The sequence below is a fragment of the Pseudomonas sp. GW823-FHT02C02 genome (assembly GCF_058797635.1).
The window spans coordinates 246,467-260,330 of the sequence record NZ_JBXAJV010000005.1 but is presented as its reverse complement, the minus strand read 5'-3'; the positions used below and the strand labels follow the sequence as shown (position 1 = coordinate 260,330).

Annotated in this window: 13 protein-coding genes; 3 read left to right on the top strand and 10 right to left on the bottom strand. The window is 59.7% G+C overall.

The genetic code is table 11. The annotated features are described in order from the left end of the window. Window positions 1–76 precede the first annotated feature (76 nt). The 9 genes from thrC to ffh all read right to left on the bottom strand — a co-directional run bounded on the left by thrC (window position 77) and on the right by ffh (window position 8,646). A complete protein-coding gene (gene thrC, locus AC1ROI_RS11195; protein ID WP_010462981.1) occupies window positions 77–1,486 on the bottom strand; it encodes a threonine synthase in 1,410 nt (469 codons plus the stop codon). A gap of 109 nt (window positions 1,487–1,595) precedes the next feature. Then, complete coding sequence (locus AC1ROI_RS11190; RefSeq protein WP_010462982.1) at window positions 1,596–2,900, bottom strand: homoserine dehydrogenase; 1,305 nt, start codon at window positions 2,898–2,900, stop codon at window positions 1,596–1,598. A 133-nt stretch (window positions 2,901–3,033) separates the two neighbouring features. Further along, the gene (dsbC, locus tag AC1ROI_RS11185) at window positions 3,034–3,765 is read right to left on the bottom strand and encodes a bifunctional protein-disulfide isomerase/oxidoreductase DsbC (RefSeq protein WP_010462985.1); all 732 of its coding nucleotides are present in this window, start codon (window positions 3,763–3,765) and stop codon (window positions 3,034–3,036) included. A 314-nt stretch (window positions 3,766–4,079) separates the two neighbouring features. After that, window positions 4,080–4,976, bottom strand: coding sequence for a site-specific tyrosine recombinase XerD (gene xerD, locus AC1ROI_RS11180; protein WP_010462986.1), 897 nt, complete (start codon window positions 4,974–4,976; stop codon window positions 4,080–4,082). Between the two features lie 99 nt (window positions 4,977–5,075). After that, entirely contained in the window at window positions 5,076–5,426 is a 351-nt protein-coding gene (rplS, locus tag AC1ROI_RS11175) for a 50S ribosomal protein L19 (protein WP_003175895.1), read from the bottom strand. 45 nt (window positions 5,427–5,471) lie between these two features. After that, complete coding sequence (trmD, locus tag AC1ROI_RS11170; RefSeq protein ID WP_154503229.1) at window positions 5,472–6,245, bottom strand: tRNA (guanosine(37)-N1)-methyltransferase TrmD; 774 nt, start codon at window positions 6,243–6,245, stop codon at window positions 5,472–5,474. Beyond that, window positions 6,227–6,763, bottom strand: a complete 537-nt coding sequence (gene rimM / locus AC1ROI_RS11165) for a ribosome maturation factor RimM (RefSeq protein ID WP_102595430.1) — start codon at window positions 6,761–6,763, stop codon at window positions 6,227–6,229. Before rimM ends, trmD begins: the two co-directional genes overlap by 19 nt. A gap of 5 nt (window positions 6,764–6,768) precedes the next feature. After that, entirely contained in the window at window positions 6,769–7,020 is a 252-nt protein-coding gene (rpsP, locus tag AC1ROI_RS11160; RefSeq protein WP_010463010.1) for a 30S ribosomal protein S16, read from the bottom strand. A 249-nt stretch (window positions 7,021–7,269) separates the two neighbouring features. Beyond that, entirely contained in the window at window positions 7,270–8,646 is a 1,377-nt protein-coding gene (gene ffh / locus AC1ROI_RS11155) for a signal recognition particle protein (protein ID WP_077748289.1), read from the bottom strand. 210 nt (window positions 8,647–8,856) lie between these two features. Between ffh and AC1ROI_RS11150 the strand changes: the two genes are divergently transcribed. From AC1ROI_RS11150 to AC1ROI_RS11140, 3 genes are all read left to right on the top strand, one after another. Continuing rightward, window positions 8,857–9,669 carry a cytochrome C assembly family protein gene (locus tag AC1ROI_RS11150; RefSeq protein WP_042932342.1) on the top strand — a complete coding sequence of 271 codons (813 nt, stop codon included), beginning with the start codon at window positions 8,857–8,859 and terminating at the stop codon, window positions 9,667–9,669. A gap of 12 nt (window positions 9,670–9,681) precedes the next feature. Continuing rightward, window positions 9,682–10,914, top strand: a complete 1,233-nt coding sequence (locus tag AC1ROI_RS11145; RefSeq protein ID WP_083374947.1) for a transporter associated domain-containing protein — start codon at window positions 9,682–9,684, stop codon at window positions 10,912–10,914. Between the two features lie 308 nt (window positions 10,915–11,222). Beyond that, on the top strand, window positions 11,223–12,536 hold the full coding sequence (locus AC1ROI_RS11140; protein WP_010463018.1) for an MFS transporter: 1,314 nt from the start codon (window positions 11,223–11,225) through the stop codon (window positions 12,534–12,536). 104 nt (window positions 12,537–12,640) lie between these two features. Here AC1ROI_RS11140 and purT read toward each other — a convergent pair whose 3' ends face one another. After that, window positions 12,641–13,822, bottom strand: coding sequence for a formate-dependent phosphoribosylglycinamide formyltransferase (purT, locus tag AC1ROI_RS11135; RefSeq protein ID WP_102595431.1), 1,182 nt, complete (start codon window positions 13,820–13,822; stop codon window positions 12,641–12,643). Between the last annotated feature and the right edge of the window lie 42 nt (window positions 13,823–13,864).

The window sequence follows — 13,864 nt, the reverse complement described above, 5'->3', positions numbered from 1 at the left end:
AACACGACAAGTGTGGCATGCAGAAATGAGAAAGCCCGTCAGGAGACGGGCTTCAAAATGTGACAGCTTTGAGTGGTTACAGCGGCTTGCCGCGGTTGCCATGCTGACTGACAAAGGCCTGCACGGCTTTCAAATCATTCGGCAACACGGTGCAACGCTCATTTCGCTCGAACAAATCAGAAAGATGTGCAGGTAGTTCAAGCGCTTTTCCTACGCCGGCTTTCTCCACTGCATCCGGGAATTTGACCGGATGGGCCGTGCCGAGGATCACCATTGGAATATCCAGGCTACGACGGCATTCGCGCGCGGCCTTCACGCCGATGGCGGTGTGCGGATCCAGCAGTTCGCCGGTTTGCTCGTAGACTTCGGCAATGGTTTCGCAGGTTTGCGCGTCATCCACGGCCAGGGAATCGAACAATTTGCGGGCTTCGGTCCAGCGTTCCTGTTCGACGCTGAAACCGCCGCCCTGCTTGAAGCTGTCCATCAAACCGGCAATCGCTGCGCCGTTGCGACCGTGCAGATCGAACAGCAGACGCTCGAAGTTCGACGACACCATGATGTCCATCGACGGCGACAACGTGGCGTGCAGGGTTTCCTTGACGTACTGGTTGCCGCTCATGAAGCGGTGCAGGATGTCATTGCGGTTGGTGGCGACGATCAACTGGTTGATCGGCAGGCCCATGTTGCGTGCCAGGTAACCGGCGAAGATGTCGCCGAAGTTGCCGGTCGGCACCGAGAACGATACCGAGCGCGCCGGGCCGCCCAACTGCAGGGCTGCGTGGAAGTAGTAAACGATCTGGGCCATGATCCGCGCCCAGTTGATCGAGTTCACCGCCACCAGACGCGTGCCCTTGAGGAAGCTCTGGTCAGCGAAGCTGGCCTTGACCATTTCCTGGCAGTCATCGAAGTTGCCTTCGATGGCGATGTTATGGATGTTCTCGCCGAAGATGGTGGTCATCTGGCGACGCTGCACTTCGGACACGCGGTTATGCGGGTGCAGGATGAAGATGTCGACGTTTTCGCAGTGCTTGCAGCCTTCGATGGCGGCCGAACCGGTGTCACCGGAGGTCGCGCCGACGATGACCACGCGCTCGCCGCGTTTTTCCAGCACGTAGTCGAGCAGACGACCGAGCAGTTGCAGGGCGAAGTCTTTGAACGCCAGGGTCGGGCCGTGGAACAGCTCGAGCACCCATTCGTTGCCATTCAGCTGACGCAACGGTGCCACGGCGCTGTGCGAGAACACACCGTAGGTTTCTTCAAGGATCTTTTTGAAATCGGCATCAGGGATGCTGCCGGTAACGAACGGGCGCATCACCCGGAAGGCCAGCTCGTGATACGGCAAGCCAGCCCAGGAAGCGATTTCTTCCTGGGTGAAACGTGGCAGGTTTTCCGGGACGTACAGACCACCGTCGGTGGCAAGACCGGCCAGCAGGACATCTTCGAAATTCAGGGCCGGTGCCTGGCCGCGGGTACTGATATAACGCATAGGGGCAAACCTTTGGTTTGAGCTTCAAGTCTCAAGCTACAAGCGGCAAGTAAAAGCCAGAGTGCCTTTGACTTGTCGCTTGAAGCTCGCAGCTTGCCGCTGCTTTTGTTTAGTTCAGGTGCTCGACGCGGATCCGGACGACCGGACCGACCACGCCTGCCAGGGCTTCCAGCGCGGCGATCGCGTCGTTCATGTGCTGTTCCAGCACACGGTGAGTCAGCAGGATCATCGGCACCAGACCGTCATGCTCTTCGACTTCTTTCTGCATGATCGATTCGATGTTGATGCCACGCTCCGACAGAATGCTCGCGACCTGGGCCAGTACGCCCGGATGGTCTTTCGCCTGAATGCGCAGGTAGTAAGCACTTTCGCACGCTTCGATCGGCAGGATCGGGTGCGCCGACAACGAATCCGGCTGGAAGGCCAGGTGCGGCACACGGTTTTCCGGGTCGGAGGTCATGGCGCGAACCACGTCCACCAGGTCGGCGATCACCGACGAAGCCGTCGGCTCCATGCCGGCGCCCGCGCCGTAGAACAGGGTCGAACCGGCCGCATCACCGTTGACCATCACCGCGTTCATCACGCCGTTGACGTTGGCGATCAGGCGATCGGCCGGGATCAACGTGGGGTGCACGCGCAACTCGATACCGGACGCGGTGCTGCGAGCGACGCCGAGGTGCTTGATGCGATAACCCAGCGCTTCGGCGTAGTTCACGTCAGCGGTGGTCAGCTTGGTGATGCCTTCGGTGTAAGCCTTGTCGAACTGCAGCGGGATGCCGAAGGCGATGGAGGCCAGGATCGTCAGCTTGTGGGCCGCATCGATGCCTTCAACGTCGAAGGTCGGATCGGCTTCGGCGTAACCCAGGGCTTGCGCCTCGGCGAGTACGTCTTCGAAGGTGCGACCCTTCTCGCGCATTTCGGTGAGGATGAAGTTGCCGGTGCCGTTGATGATCCCGGCGACCCAGTTGATGCGGTTGGCGGACAGGCCTTCACGGATCGCCTTGATCACCGGAATGCCACCGGCCACAGCCGCTTCGAACGCCACGATCACGCCTTTCTCACGTGCCTTGGCGAAAATCTCATTACCGTGAACGGCGATCAGTGCCTTGTTCGCGGTGACCACATGCTTGCCATTCTCGATGGCCTTGAGTACCAGCTCGCGGGCAACGGTGTAGCCGCCCATCAGCTCTATAACGATGTCGATCTCAGGGTTCGTGGCCACTTCGAAGACATCGTTGGTAATCGCAATACCGGTCGTTTGGAACTGAGGCTTTGGCGTGCGCATGGCAATTTGTGCCACTTCGATTCCACGCCCGGCACGACGAGCAATTTCCTCGGCGTTGCGCTGAAGTACGTTGAAGGTACCGCCACCGACGGTCCCTAACCCACAGATGCCTACTTTGACCGGTTTCACTGTGAACTCCCCATAAAACGGCCGACTCAAGGCCGGCCGTGAAAACAGCCGCATGCTCGCGGCTCTCTATTAATGGCCCGGCAAATGGTGCCGCCGGACCATGATCGTCAAAGGCTGGCCGTGACGATGCGAATTATTTCGCGCCCAGCGCCAGTTTGGCGACTTGTGGCGCAGGCTGGTAGCCCGGAATGACCTGACCGTCAGCCAAAACGATGGCCGGTGTGCCGTTCACGCCGATCGACTGACCGAGGGCGAACTGCTTGGAAACCGGGTTATCACACTTGGCGGCCTTGATTTCCTTGCCGTCGACCATTTTGTCCATGGCAGCTTTCTTGTCTTTCGAGCACCAGACCGCTTGCAATTGTTCGTCACCCGGCGAGCCCAGGCCCTGGCGCGGGAACGCGACGTAACGCACTTCGATGCCGCGCTTGTTCAGCTCAGGCACTTCGGCGTGCAGTTTGTGGCAGTACGGGCAGGTGGTGTCGGTGAACACGGTGATGTGCGATTTGGTTTCGCCGATCGCCGGGTAGACCACGGTTTCTGCAACCGGGATGGCGTTGACCAGTTTGGACACGCCCAGACGTTCGGTCTTCTCGGTCAGGTTGACCGGCTTGCCGTCCTTGAGCTGGAACAGGTAGCCCTGCACCACGTATTGGCCGTCGGCGCTGGCGTAGAGCACGCGGCTGCCTTGCAGTTTGACTTCATACAGGCCCGGCAACGGACTGGCGGAGATGCTTTCTACCGGTACTTCCAGCTGGAGATTTTCCAGGCTTTTACGAATGGCTTTGTCGGCCGCGTCATCGGCGACGGCAAAGGTACTGACCAACGCAATGGCTGCGGCGGCGAAAATCTGGGTCAGACGCATGAGAACTCCTGAAGGCGGACAAATGGGACGATCAGAACGCCCGTGCCGAAACACCGGGTCATAACCGCCCATCGTGCAAACCGGCAAAGCCTACCACATAAGGCTCCTGTGGCCGAATGCGCCTGACGCAACACACATAATGGTGCGTATCTGATAACACGTGTTGTGGCGAGGGAGCTTGCTCCCGCTCGACTGCGCAGCAGTCGTAAGACAGGCACCTCGATTTTCCTGATTAGCCGTGGTCCATAGTTTTGGGATCGCTTCGCGCCCCAGCGGGAGCAAGCGCCCTCGCCACCGGTGATTTGTTCCATCCGTCAGCCGCGCGGGTGGTGTTTGGCGTGCAAGTCCTGCAAGCGTGCGCGGGCGACGTGGGTGTAGATCTGGGTGGTCGACAGGTCGCTGTGGCCGAGCAGCATTTGCACCACCCGAAGGTCCGCGCCGTGGTTGAGCAGGTGCGTGGCGAACGCATGGCGCAAGGTATGCGGCGACAGCGACTTGCCGATCCCGGCGACCTTGGCCTGGTGCTTGATGCGATGCCAGAAGGTCTGGCGAGTCATCTGCTCACCGCGCTGGCTGGGGAACATGACATCGCTGGGACGCCCACCGAGCAGTTCCTGGCGGCCATCGCGCATGTATCGCTCGACCCAGACAATCGCCTCCTCGCCCATCGGAACCAGGCGCTCCTTGCTGCCTTTGCCCATGACCCGCAGCACGCCTTGACGCAGATTGACCTGCTCCAGCGTCAGGCTGATCAACTCCGTCACCCGCAAGCCGCACGCATAAAGCACTTCGAGCATGGCGCGGTCCCGCTGACCGATAGCTTCGCTCAAGTCCGGCGCCTTCAGCAGCGCTTCCACGTCTGCTTCCGACAGAGACTTAGGCAAAGGCCTACCGAGTTGGGGCATATCGACGCGCAAGGTCGGATCGACCGCGATCAGCTTTTCCCTGAGTAGATAACGATAAAACCCACGCACTCCGGAGAGGAATCGCGCCGTCGAACGGGGTTTGTAGTTTTGTTCCAGACGCCAGGCCAGGTGATCGAGGATCAACTCGCGGCCGGCGTTGATCAGCTCCAGACCCTTTTCCTGCAACCAGCCATTGAACAAGGCCAGGTCGCTGCGATAGGCATCGCGAGTGTTATCGGAAAGACCTTTTTCCAGCCACAGCGCGTCGAGAAATTGGTCTATCAATGGATGATCGATGGCGGGCATATAAGCTCAGGCAAGACCGACAGTACGGTCACGAAAGATAAATCGCAGGCAACAAAAAAGCAGCCCGTAGGCTGCTTTTTTCTGCATCGGAAGCTGGACTTAAGCCAGTTTTTCCTTGATGCGAGCTGCTTTACCGGACAGGTCACGCAGGTAGTACAGCTTGGCTTTACGTACGTCACCGCGACGTTTAACGGCCATGCTGTCGATTTGCGGGCTGTAGGTCTGGAAAGTACGCTCTACGCCAACACCGTTGGAGATTTTACGAACGGTGAAAGCACTGTTTACGCCGCGGTTACGCTTGGCGATAACAACACCTTCGAACGCTTGCAGACGCGAACGGTCGCCTTCCTTCACTTTCACCTGAACGACAATGGTGTCGCCCGGGGCAAAGGTAGGGATCTCTTTGGTCATCTGCTCTGCTTCGAGTGCAAGGATGATTTTGTTAGTCATGCTGTGCTCCTAAGGTAGATCGTCGGATCTACCATCGATACGTTGTTAACTATCGTCCCGCTCGCGGATGTATTCCTCGAGCAGCTTCTTCTCTTCTCCAGAAAGCGAGCGGCTTTCCAGAAGATCGGCGCGTCGTTCAAAGGTCCTACCAAGGGACTGCTGTAAACGCCAACGCCGGATATGCGCGTGATTGCCACTTAGCAACACGTCGGGAACACGCTGATCCGCATACACCTCCGGTCGGGTGTAGTGCGGGCAATCCAGCAAACCATCCGTAAAGGAATCTTCCTCGGCGGAGTCCGCATGCCCTAAAGCTCCAGGCAGCAGTCGTGTAACCGCATCGATCAGGACCATCGCCGGCAGCTCGCCGCCAGACAGTACATAGTCGCCAATCGACCACTCTTCATCGACATGAGCTTCAATAAAACGCTCGTCAATGCCTTCATAGCGGCCGGCAATCAGGATCAATGCATCCAGATTCGCCAACTCGCGTACCGCCGACTGAGTCAGTTGACGGCCTTGGGGGGACAGGTAAATCACCTTCGCCGCCTCCCCGGCTGCTGCCTTGGCCTGAACCAGAGCATCTTCCAGGGGCTTGATCTTCATCACCATGCCCGGACCACCGCCAAATGGGCGATCGTCCACAGTGTGATGCCGATCCGTCGTGTAGTCTCGCGGATTCCAACAGGTGAGCTGCAACAGCCCCTGTTTCACCGCACGACTGGTGATGCCGTACTCGCTGATGGCGGAGAACATCTCGGGAAACAAACTGATCACTTCTACGCGCAAGTTAGCCACGCTTAGAAGTCCGCATCCCATTCCACCTTCATCTCGCCTGCGACAAGGTCGACGGCCAACACGCATTGCTCCGTATAGGGCAACAGGCGTTCGCGATCATCCAGGCTGCCAGCGCAAGGCTTGACCACCATTACATCATTGGCGCCGGTTTCCAGAAGATGATCGATTTTCCCGAGCAATTGCCCGAGTTGATCAATAACCTTCAGACCTTCCAGCTGGTACCAGTAGTACTCGCCGTCGGTCAATTCAGGGAACAGGTTGCGCGGCACGCAGATCTCATAACCGGCCAGAAGACGAGCTTCTTCACGATCATCAAGACCCTTGAGCTTTGCGACCAGGAACTTGTCGTTCCCACGTCCGCTGACCAGCTCGACCTGTTTCACATTGCCTTCGCGCTTGAGCGTCCAGGTTTTGTACTGCAACAGGTTTTCAGTCGGATCAGTAAAGGAATAAACCTTCACTTCGCCGCGAACGCCATGAACAGAATAAATCTTGCCGATAACGATCAAATCATCAGCAATGGCAGGCGTCGCGTTCATATTGCTCAGGCCGCAGCCTTAGATGCATCCTTCAACAACTGAGCAACACGCTCAGAAGGTTGTGCACCAACGCTCAGCCAGTAGGCTACGCGCTCTTGGTTCACGGACAGACGGACTTCTTGACCACGAGCAACAGGGTTGAAGAAGCCAACCTGTTCCTTGTGCGAACCGTCGCGCGGGTTGCGGCTGTCGGTTACGGTCAAGTGGTAAAACGGGCGCTTTTTGGAGCCGCCAAGGGCAAGACGGATTGTTAGCATGTGAACATCGTTCCTGTAGTCGGTGCTGCAAATCTAAAGGCACAGCGGGCATAGGTGCCCGAAAGGCCGCATATTCTAAGGAATATCCGGACTTTTGCAAATGACTTTTTCCGGCGGCCTTCCGGTCGCCATCAAGATTTGCTATAGAGCCGTCGTTGAAAACGGCCAGTCAGCTCCCGCCAAGTGCGGGTTTGCTGGAGATCCCACTTCCGTGTGGGCTGCGCAAGAGCAAGCCCTTGCGCGAATTCTTTACATTTTCGGCATGCCGCCGCCGGGCAACATTCCGCCCATACCGCGCATCATTTTGGCCATTCCGCCTTTGGCGGAGAATTTCTTCATCATCTTCTGCATCTGCTTGTGCTGCTTGATCAAGCGACCGATGTCCTGCACCTGGGTGCCGGAACCCATGGCGATCCGGCGTTTGCGCGAACCGCTGATCAGCTCAGGGTCGCGGCGCTCGGCCGGGGTCATGGAATTGATGATGGCTTCCATCTGCTTGAATTGTTTCTCTGCCGCGCCCTGGGCATTGCCCATCTGCGCCAGATTGACGCCGCCGATGTTCGGCAGTTTGTCCATGAGGCCACCGAGGCCGCCCATGTTCTTCATCTGTTGCAGCTGATCGCGGAAGTCTTCGAGGTCGAAGCCCTTGCCCTTCTTCAGCTTCTTGGCCAGTTTGTCGGCCTTGTCTTTGTCGAGGGTCGCTTCCGCCTGCTCGATCAGACTGAGCACATCGCCCATGCCGAGGATGCGCGAAGCAATACGCTCAGGGTGGAACGGTTCGAGCGCATCGCTCTTCTCGCCCATACCGATGAACTTGATCGGCCTGCCGGTGATGGCGCGAACCGACAGCGCGGCACCGCCACGGGCGTCGCCGTCGACCTTGGTCAGGATCACACCGGTCAGCGGCAAGGCGTCGCCGAAGGCCTTGGCCGTGTTGGCGGCGTCCTGGCCGGTCATGGCGTCGACCACGAACAGGGTTTCGACCGGGTTGATCGCGGCGTGCAAGGCCTTGATCTCGCCCATCATCTCTTCGTCGATGTGCAGACGACCGGCGGTATCGACGATGACCACATCAATAAACTTGAGCTTTGCTTCTTTTATAGCCGCTTGCGCGATGTCGACCGGTTTCTGGCTCAGGTCGGACGGGAAGAAGGTGACGCCGACTTCACCGGCGAGCATTTCCAGCTGCTTGATCGCCGCCGGACGGTAAACGTCCGCGGACACGACCATGACCGACTTCTTCTTGCGCTCCTTAAGGAAACGCGCGAGTTTGCCGGCAGTGGTGGTTTTACCCGCACCTTGCAAACCCGCCATCAGGACCACGGCCGGTGGAACGGCGCTCAGGTTCAAGTCTTCGTTGGCCGCGCCCATCAGGCTTTCGAGTTCGGCCTGGACGATCTTCACGAAGGCCTGGCCCGGCGTCAGGCTGCGAGACACCTCGGTGCCAACGGCGCGTTCCTTGACCGAATTGACGAAGTCTTTCACCACCGGCAAGGCGACGTCGGCTTCGAGCAACGCCATGCGCACTTCGCGCAGGGTGTCTTTGATGTTGTCCTCGGTCAGCTTGGCCTTGCCGGTGACATGGCGCAGCGTCTGCGAGAGACGGTCGGTTAAGTTTTCAAACATTGCGCGATCCTTTCAGGCCCTGTGTAGACCGGGATAATGGCGGCCCAGACCGGAATAAACATGTGCTCGGCGAGCCTGCGGCGTGGGCAGGTCGCGGATTATAGCGAAGACTGCGTCTGGCGGACACCTCGTCGTCAGGTTGCATGGTCTTTCGTGCTGCGGGGGTTCTATGCCAAACTCAGCGCCTTTCGGGCTTGCCTAACAGGATTTATGCTCCCCTTGTCACCCAGTATGCTGACTACCCTCGCCGCCGCCTGCTTATATGCCGCTGCGACTATCTATCAAGGCACTCGCCTGGCCACTGGTGCCAAGGCGAACAAACGCCTGCTGGTCACGCTTGGCGTGCTTGCCGTGCTGGCTCACAGTGCCAGCCTGTTCGCCCACCTGCTGACCCCGATCGGCCTGGGACTGGACTTTTTCAGCGCCGCCAGCCTGATTGCGGCGGCGGTCATCGCCCTGACCCTGCTGGCCTGTTCGCGGATCCCGGTGGAAAACCTGCTTATATTGCTGTTCCCGCTCGGTGCCGCCACCGTGCTGCTGGCGCAGTTCGCCCCTGCCGGCACGGTGCAGGTCATCGACGAAGAGCCGGGCATTCTCGCGCACATCCTGCTGTCGATCCTCGCTTACGGCATGTTCACCATCGCGATGTTTCAAGCCTTGCTGCTGCTGGTGCAAGACCATCAGCTCAAGCACAAACACCCGTCGGGCCTGATCAAGAACTTCCCGCCGCTGCAAACCATGGAAAGCCTGCTGTTCGGCTTCCTCTGGGCCGGCTGGACCCTGCTGTCGTTGTCGCTGCTCTCTGGCTGGCTGTTTGTCGACAACCTATTTGCCCAGCATCTGGTGCACAAAACCTTGCTGGCTTGCCTGGCCTGGATCGTCTTCAGCGTGCTGCTATGGGGACGTAACCGCCTCGGCTGGCGCGGACACAAGGCCATTCGCTGGACCCTCGCCGGTTTCTGCCTGCTGATGCTGGCGTACTTCGGCAGTAAGCTGGTCCGTGAATACATCCTGCACATCTGACGGGCGGCATTAATGGACGACTTGCCCATAGGGCCGATGCTCGCGGTATTGGCCCTGCTGATTTTATGGTCGGGGCTGTTTACCGCCATCGAATCCGCACAACAGCACTTGCTGGCCCAGCGCACCGCCTCGCGTTCCAGCGACAAACCGGTCGCGAAGCTCAGCTTCCCGCTCAACAGCCTGATCTTCTGCAATACCCTGTGCCGCGCACTGGCAGTGGTCATCAGCACCTTGCTGGCGATCTTCATCTGGGCGGAAAACGGCCCGTGGATTGCCTGCCTGGGCGCCGGGATCGCACTGCTGGTGTTCGCCGACTACCTGCCGCGCGCCCTCGCCGTGCGCTATCCCGACGCCGTCCTGGCCCTGGGCAACACGCTGCTCGGTGCGCCACTGAAAATCATCTACCCGGCCGCCTGGCTGCTCAATGGCTTCACCCGGCTGCTGATGCGACCGTTTGCCCGCAAGGTCAAGGTGGTGCAACAGAGCGAAGACGAGAGCCCCAGCGAGCGTAAGGACGATCACGAAGCCGTCTGCCGCCCTCACCCGCTGACGGGCATCCACGCGCTCGACAACATCACGGTCAACGACATTCTGGTGCCGCGAAGTGACGTCGACGGGATCAATCTCGACGACTCCCTCGCAGAGATCGTCGAGCAACTGCGCAACAACAAGCGCACCCGCCTGCCGGTGTTTCACAGCGACATCAATCAGGTCGAAGCCGTGCTCAATACCCGGCAGATCCGCCACTTGCTACCCGATGCGAGCCTGACCCTGGAAGCGTTGCTGGCCGCCAGCCACGAACCGTACTTCGTGCCGGAAAGCACGCCGTTGCAACTGCAACTCTTGAATTTCCACAAACAGCAGCGGCGCCTGGGCATGGTGGTCGACGAGTACGGCGAAGTACTTGGCATCGTGACCCTGGAAGACATTCTCGAAGAAATCGTCGGCGAATTCGAAAGTCAGCACAGCCTGGACAACCCGCACATCCACCCGCAGGCCGATGGCCGACTGATGATCGAAGGTGCGGCGTCGATTCGCGAATTGAACAAGAGCCTGGGCTGGCACCTGCCCAGCGACGGCCCGAAAACCCTGAACGGCTTGGTGACCGAGGCACTGGAGACCATTCCAGAAAGTGCGGTATGCCTGAAGATCGGGCGTTATCGGCTGGAAATTCTGGAGACGGAAGACAATCGGGTTACTCAGGTTTTGATCTGGCATACCAGCTCCGTTCCAACAGTGATTTGATGTCGGACACATAACACCGTGGCGAGAGGCTTGTCGGAACGCCCCCTCGCCAAAAAGACCTCGCCAATCCCAAGCCCCTTGTTAGATCGTTAGCCACCTTCCTATAATCGAATCCGCTTACCCAAGCCCCGGCCGAACCACGTGCTTACCCCGCACGCAGCAGGTTCCGGCCAGACCATCGGCACTTTCCGCACCACACCGACGACTGTTCCTACCTTGAACAGCGGCCGCGCCTCACTCCCACATCCCTGGGTGTTCGACCATAATAATTCGCTCCACTGGGGCACATGACTGTCAGGGATAACCGCATGACGACCAGCACGACTTATAGCGACGCGCCTACCCAACCGACGAACTCCGCCACCCGCGTGGCCACGGCGAGTTTTATCGGCACCGCCATCGAGTTTTACGACTTCTACGTCTATGCCACCGCTGCGGCGCTGGTGATCGGTCCGGTGTTCTTTCCGCAGACCTCCGGCACCGCCCAGATGCTGTCGGCGTTCCTCACCTTCGGCATCGCATTCCTCGCCCGCCCCTTGGGATCGGCGCTGTTTGGGCACTTCGGTGACCGCATCGGGCGCAAATCGACATTGGTCGCTTCGCTGCTATTGATGGGTGTGTGCACCACGTTGATCGGCGTATTGCCGGGCTATGACAGCATCGGAGCCTGGGCGCCGATCCTGCTCTGCGTGCTGCGGTTCGGCCAAGGACTGGGGCTAGGCGGCGAATGGGGCGGTGCGGCCCTGCTGGCGACGGAGAATGCGCCCAAGGGCAAGCGCGCCTGGTTCGGCATGTTCCCGCAGCTCGGCCCCTCGATTGGCTTTCTGGCGGCTAACGGTCTGTTCCTGACGCTCGCCATGACCCTGAATGACGAGCAGTTCCGCTCTTGGGGCTGGCGGATTCCGTTTCTGCTCAGCGCCGCGCTGGTGATGGTGGGCCTGTATGTGCGCCTCAAACTCCACGAAACCCCGGTGTTTGCCAACGCCATGGCACGTCAGGAGCGAGTGAAGATCCCGTTGGTCGAGCTGTTCAGCCAGTACTGGGTACCGATGTTGCTGGGGGCAGGGTCGATGGTCGTGTGCTACGCGCTGTTCTACATCTCGACGGTGTTTTCATTGAGCTACGGCGTGTCGACACTCGGCTACAGCCGCGAAACCTTCCTTGGGCTGCTGTGCTTCGCCGTCCTGTTCATGGCCGCCGCCACGCCGTTGTCCGCCTGGGCCAGCGACCGCTACGGGCGCAAACCGGTGCTGATCATTGGCGGCGTCTTGGCGATCCTGTCGGGATTCTTGATGGAACCGCTGCTGACCCAAGGCTCGACCTGGGGCGTGGCGCTGTTCCTGTGCATCGAGCTGTTTCTGATGGGCGTGACGTTTGCACCGATGGGCGCGTTGCTGCCGGAGCTTTTTCCAACTCATGTGCGGTATACCGGCGCGTCCGCAGCCTACAACCTCGGCGGAATCGTCGGGGCCTCGGCGGCGCCGTTTTTCGCGCAGAAACTGGTGGCGATGGGCGGTCTGAGTTATGTCGGAGGGTATGTGTCTGGGGCGGCGGTGCTGAGTTTGATTGCGGTGCTGTGCCTGAAGGAGACGCGGCATAACGATTTGAATCGGGTGACCTGAAGCAGAAGCATCGCCAGCAGGCTGGCTCCCCCATGGAAATTGGGTGTACACAAAATCTGTGACCAACCAATAACCCTGTGGGAGCTAGCCTGCCGCGCCTCGGTTTACAGCTCTACCACGACAGCCTGAGAAGCACGGGTTGCCTTGGCACGAGCCGCTTCGATCGACTCATCCCGCGCCAACGCCACGCCCATCCGGCGCTGGCCATTGACCTCTGGTTTGCCAAACAGACGCAGCGCCGTATCCGGTTCGCTCAACGCAGCACCGAGGTTGGAGAACGCAGTCTGGGTCGACTGCCCTTCCACCAGAATCACCGCCGACGCCGATGGCCCGAACTGGCGAATCAACGGAATCGGCAGGCCCAGGATCGCCCGTGCGTGCAGCGCGAACTGCGACAGGTCCTGGGAAATCAGGGTGACCAGACCGGTGTCATGCGGGCGCGGCGACACTTCGCTGAACCACACCTGATCACCTTTGATGAACAGCTCGACACCAAACAGGCCACGACCGCCCAGTGCTTCGGTGACGGCTTTGGCAACGCGCTCGGATTCGGCCAGGGCAATCGGGCTCATGGCTTGTGGCTGCCAGGATTCCTGATAGTCGCCCTTCTCCTGCCGGTGACCGACGGGTGCGCAGAAGGTCGTGCCGCCGACGTGACGCACGGTCAACAGAGTGATTTCGTAGTCGAAGTCGATAAAGCCTTCGATGATCACGCGACCTTTACCGGCGCGGCCACCTTCCTGAGCGTAATCCCAAGCGGATTTCACGTCATCGGCGCTGCGCAGCAGGCTCTGGCCTTTGCCCGACGAACTCATCACTGGCTTGACCACGCACGGGAAGCCCAGATCCTGGACGGCCTTGCTGTAGTCCTCGAAAGTGTCGGCGAAATGGTACGGCGAGGTCGGCAGGTCCAGCTCTTCGGCAGCCAGGCGACGGATGCCCTCACGGTTCATGGTCAGCTGCGCGGCGCGAGCGGTCGGGATCACGGTGAAGCCTTCGGCTTCCAGCTCCACGAGGGTCGCGGTGGCGATCGCTTCGATTTCCGGCACGATGAAGTGCGGCTTTTCGGCTTCGATCACGGCACGCAGGGCGGCGCCGTCGAGCATGTTGATAACGTGGCTGCGATGCGCAACTTGCATGGCCGGCGCGTTGGCGTAACGGTCGACGGCAATCACTTCAACGCCCAGGCGTTGCAGCTCGATTACCACTTCCTTGCCCAACTCACCACAGCCACACAGCAATACGCGGGTCGCGGTTGGCGACAATGGAGTTCCGATACGGGTCATCTCAGGTCCTCAAGAAGCGGATCATCGAGGGTCGCGGCGCCT

Coding starts and splice junctions, on each gene's coding strand:
- thrC (WP_010462981.1), bottom strand. CDS start 1,486: ATGCGTTATATCAGTACCCGCGGCCAGGCACCGGCCCTGAATTTCGAA.
- dsbC (WP_010462985.1), bottom strand. CDS start 3,765: ATGCGTCTGACCCAGATTTTCGCCGCCGCAGCCATTGCGTTGGTCAGT.
- xerD (WP_010462986.1), bottom strand. CDS start 4,976: ATGCCCGCCATCGATCATCCATTGATAGACCAATTTCTCGACGCGCTG.
- rplS (WP_003175895.1), bottom strand. CDS start 5,426: ATGACTAACAAAATCATCCTTGCACTCGAAGCAGAGCAGATGACCAAA.
- trmD (WP_154503229.1), bottom strand. CDS start 6,245: ATGGGATGCGGACTTCTAAGCGTGGCTAACTTGCGCGTAGAAGTGATC.
- rimM (WP_102595430.1), bottom strand. CDS start 6,763: ATGAACGCGACGCCTGCCATTGCTGATGATTTGATCGTTATCGGCAAG.
- rpsP (WP_010463010.1), bottom strand. CDS start 7,020: ATGCTAACAATCCGTCTTGCCCTTGGCGGCTCCAAAAAGCGCCCGTTT.
- ffh (WP_077748289.1), bottom strand. CDS start 8,646: ATGTTTGAAAACTTAACCGACCGTCTCTCGCAGACGCTGCGCCATGTC.
- AC1ROI_RS11150 (WP_042932342.1), top strand. CDS start 8,857: ATGCTCCCCTTGTCACCCAGTATGCTGACTACCCTCGCCGCCGCCTGC.
- AC1ROI_RS11145 (WP_083374947.1), top strand. CDS start 9,682: ATGGACGACTTGCCCATAGGGCCGATGCTCGCGGTATTGGCCCTGCTG.
- AC1ROI_RS11140 (WP_010463018.1), top strand. CDS start 11,223: ATGACGACCAGCACGACTTATAGCGACGCGCCTACCCAACCGACGAAC.
- purT (WP_102595431.1), bottom strand. CDS start 13,822: ATGACCCGTATCGGAACTCCATTGTCGCCAACCGCGACCCGCGTATTG.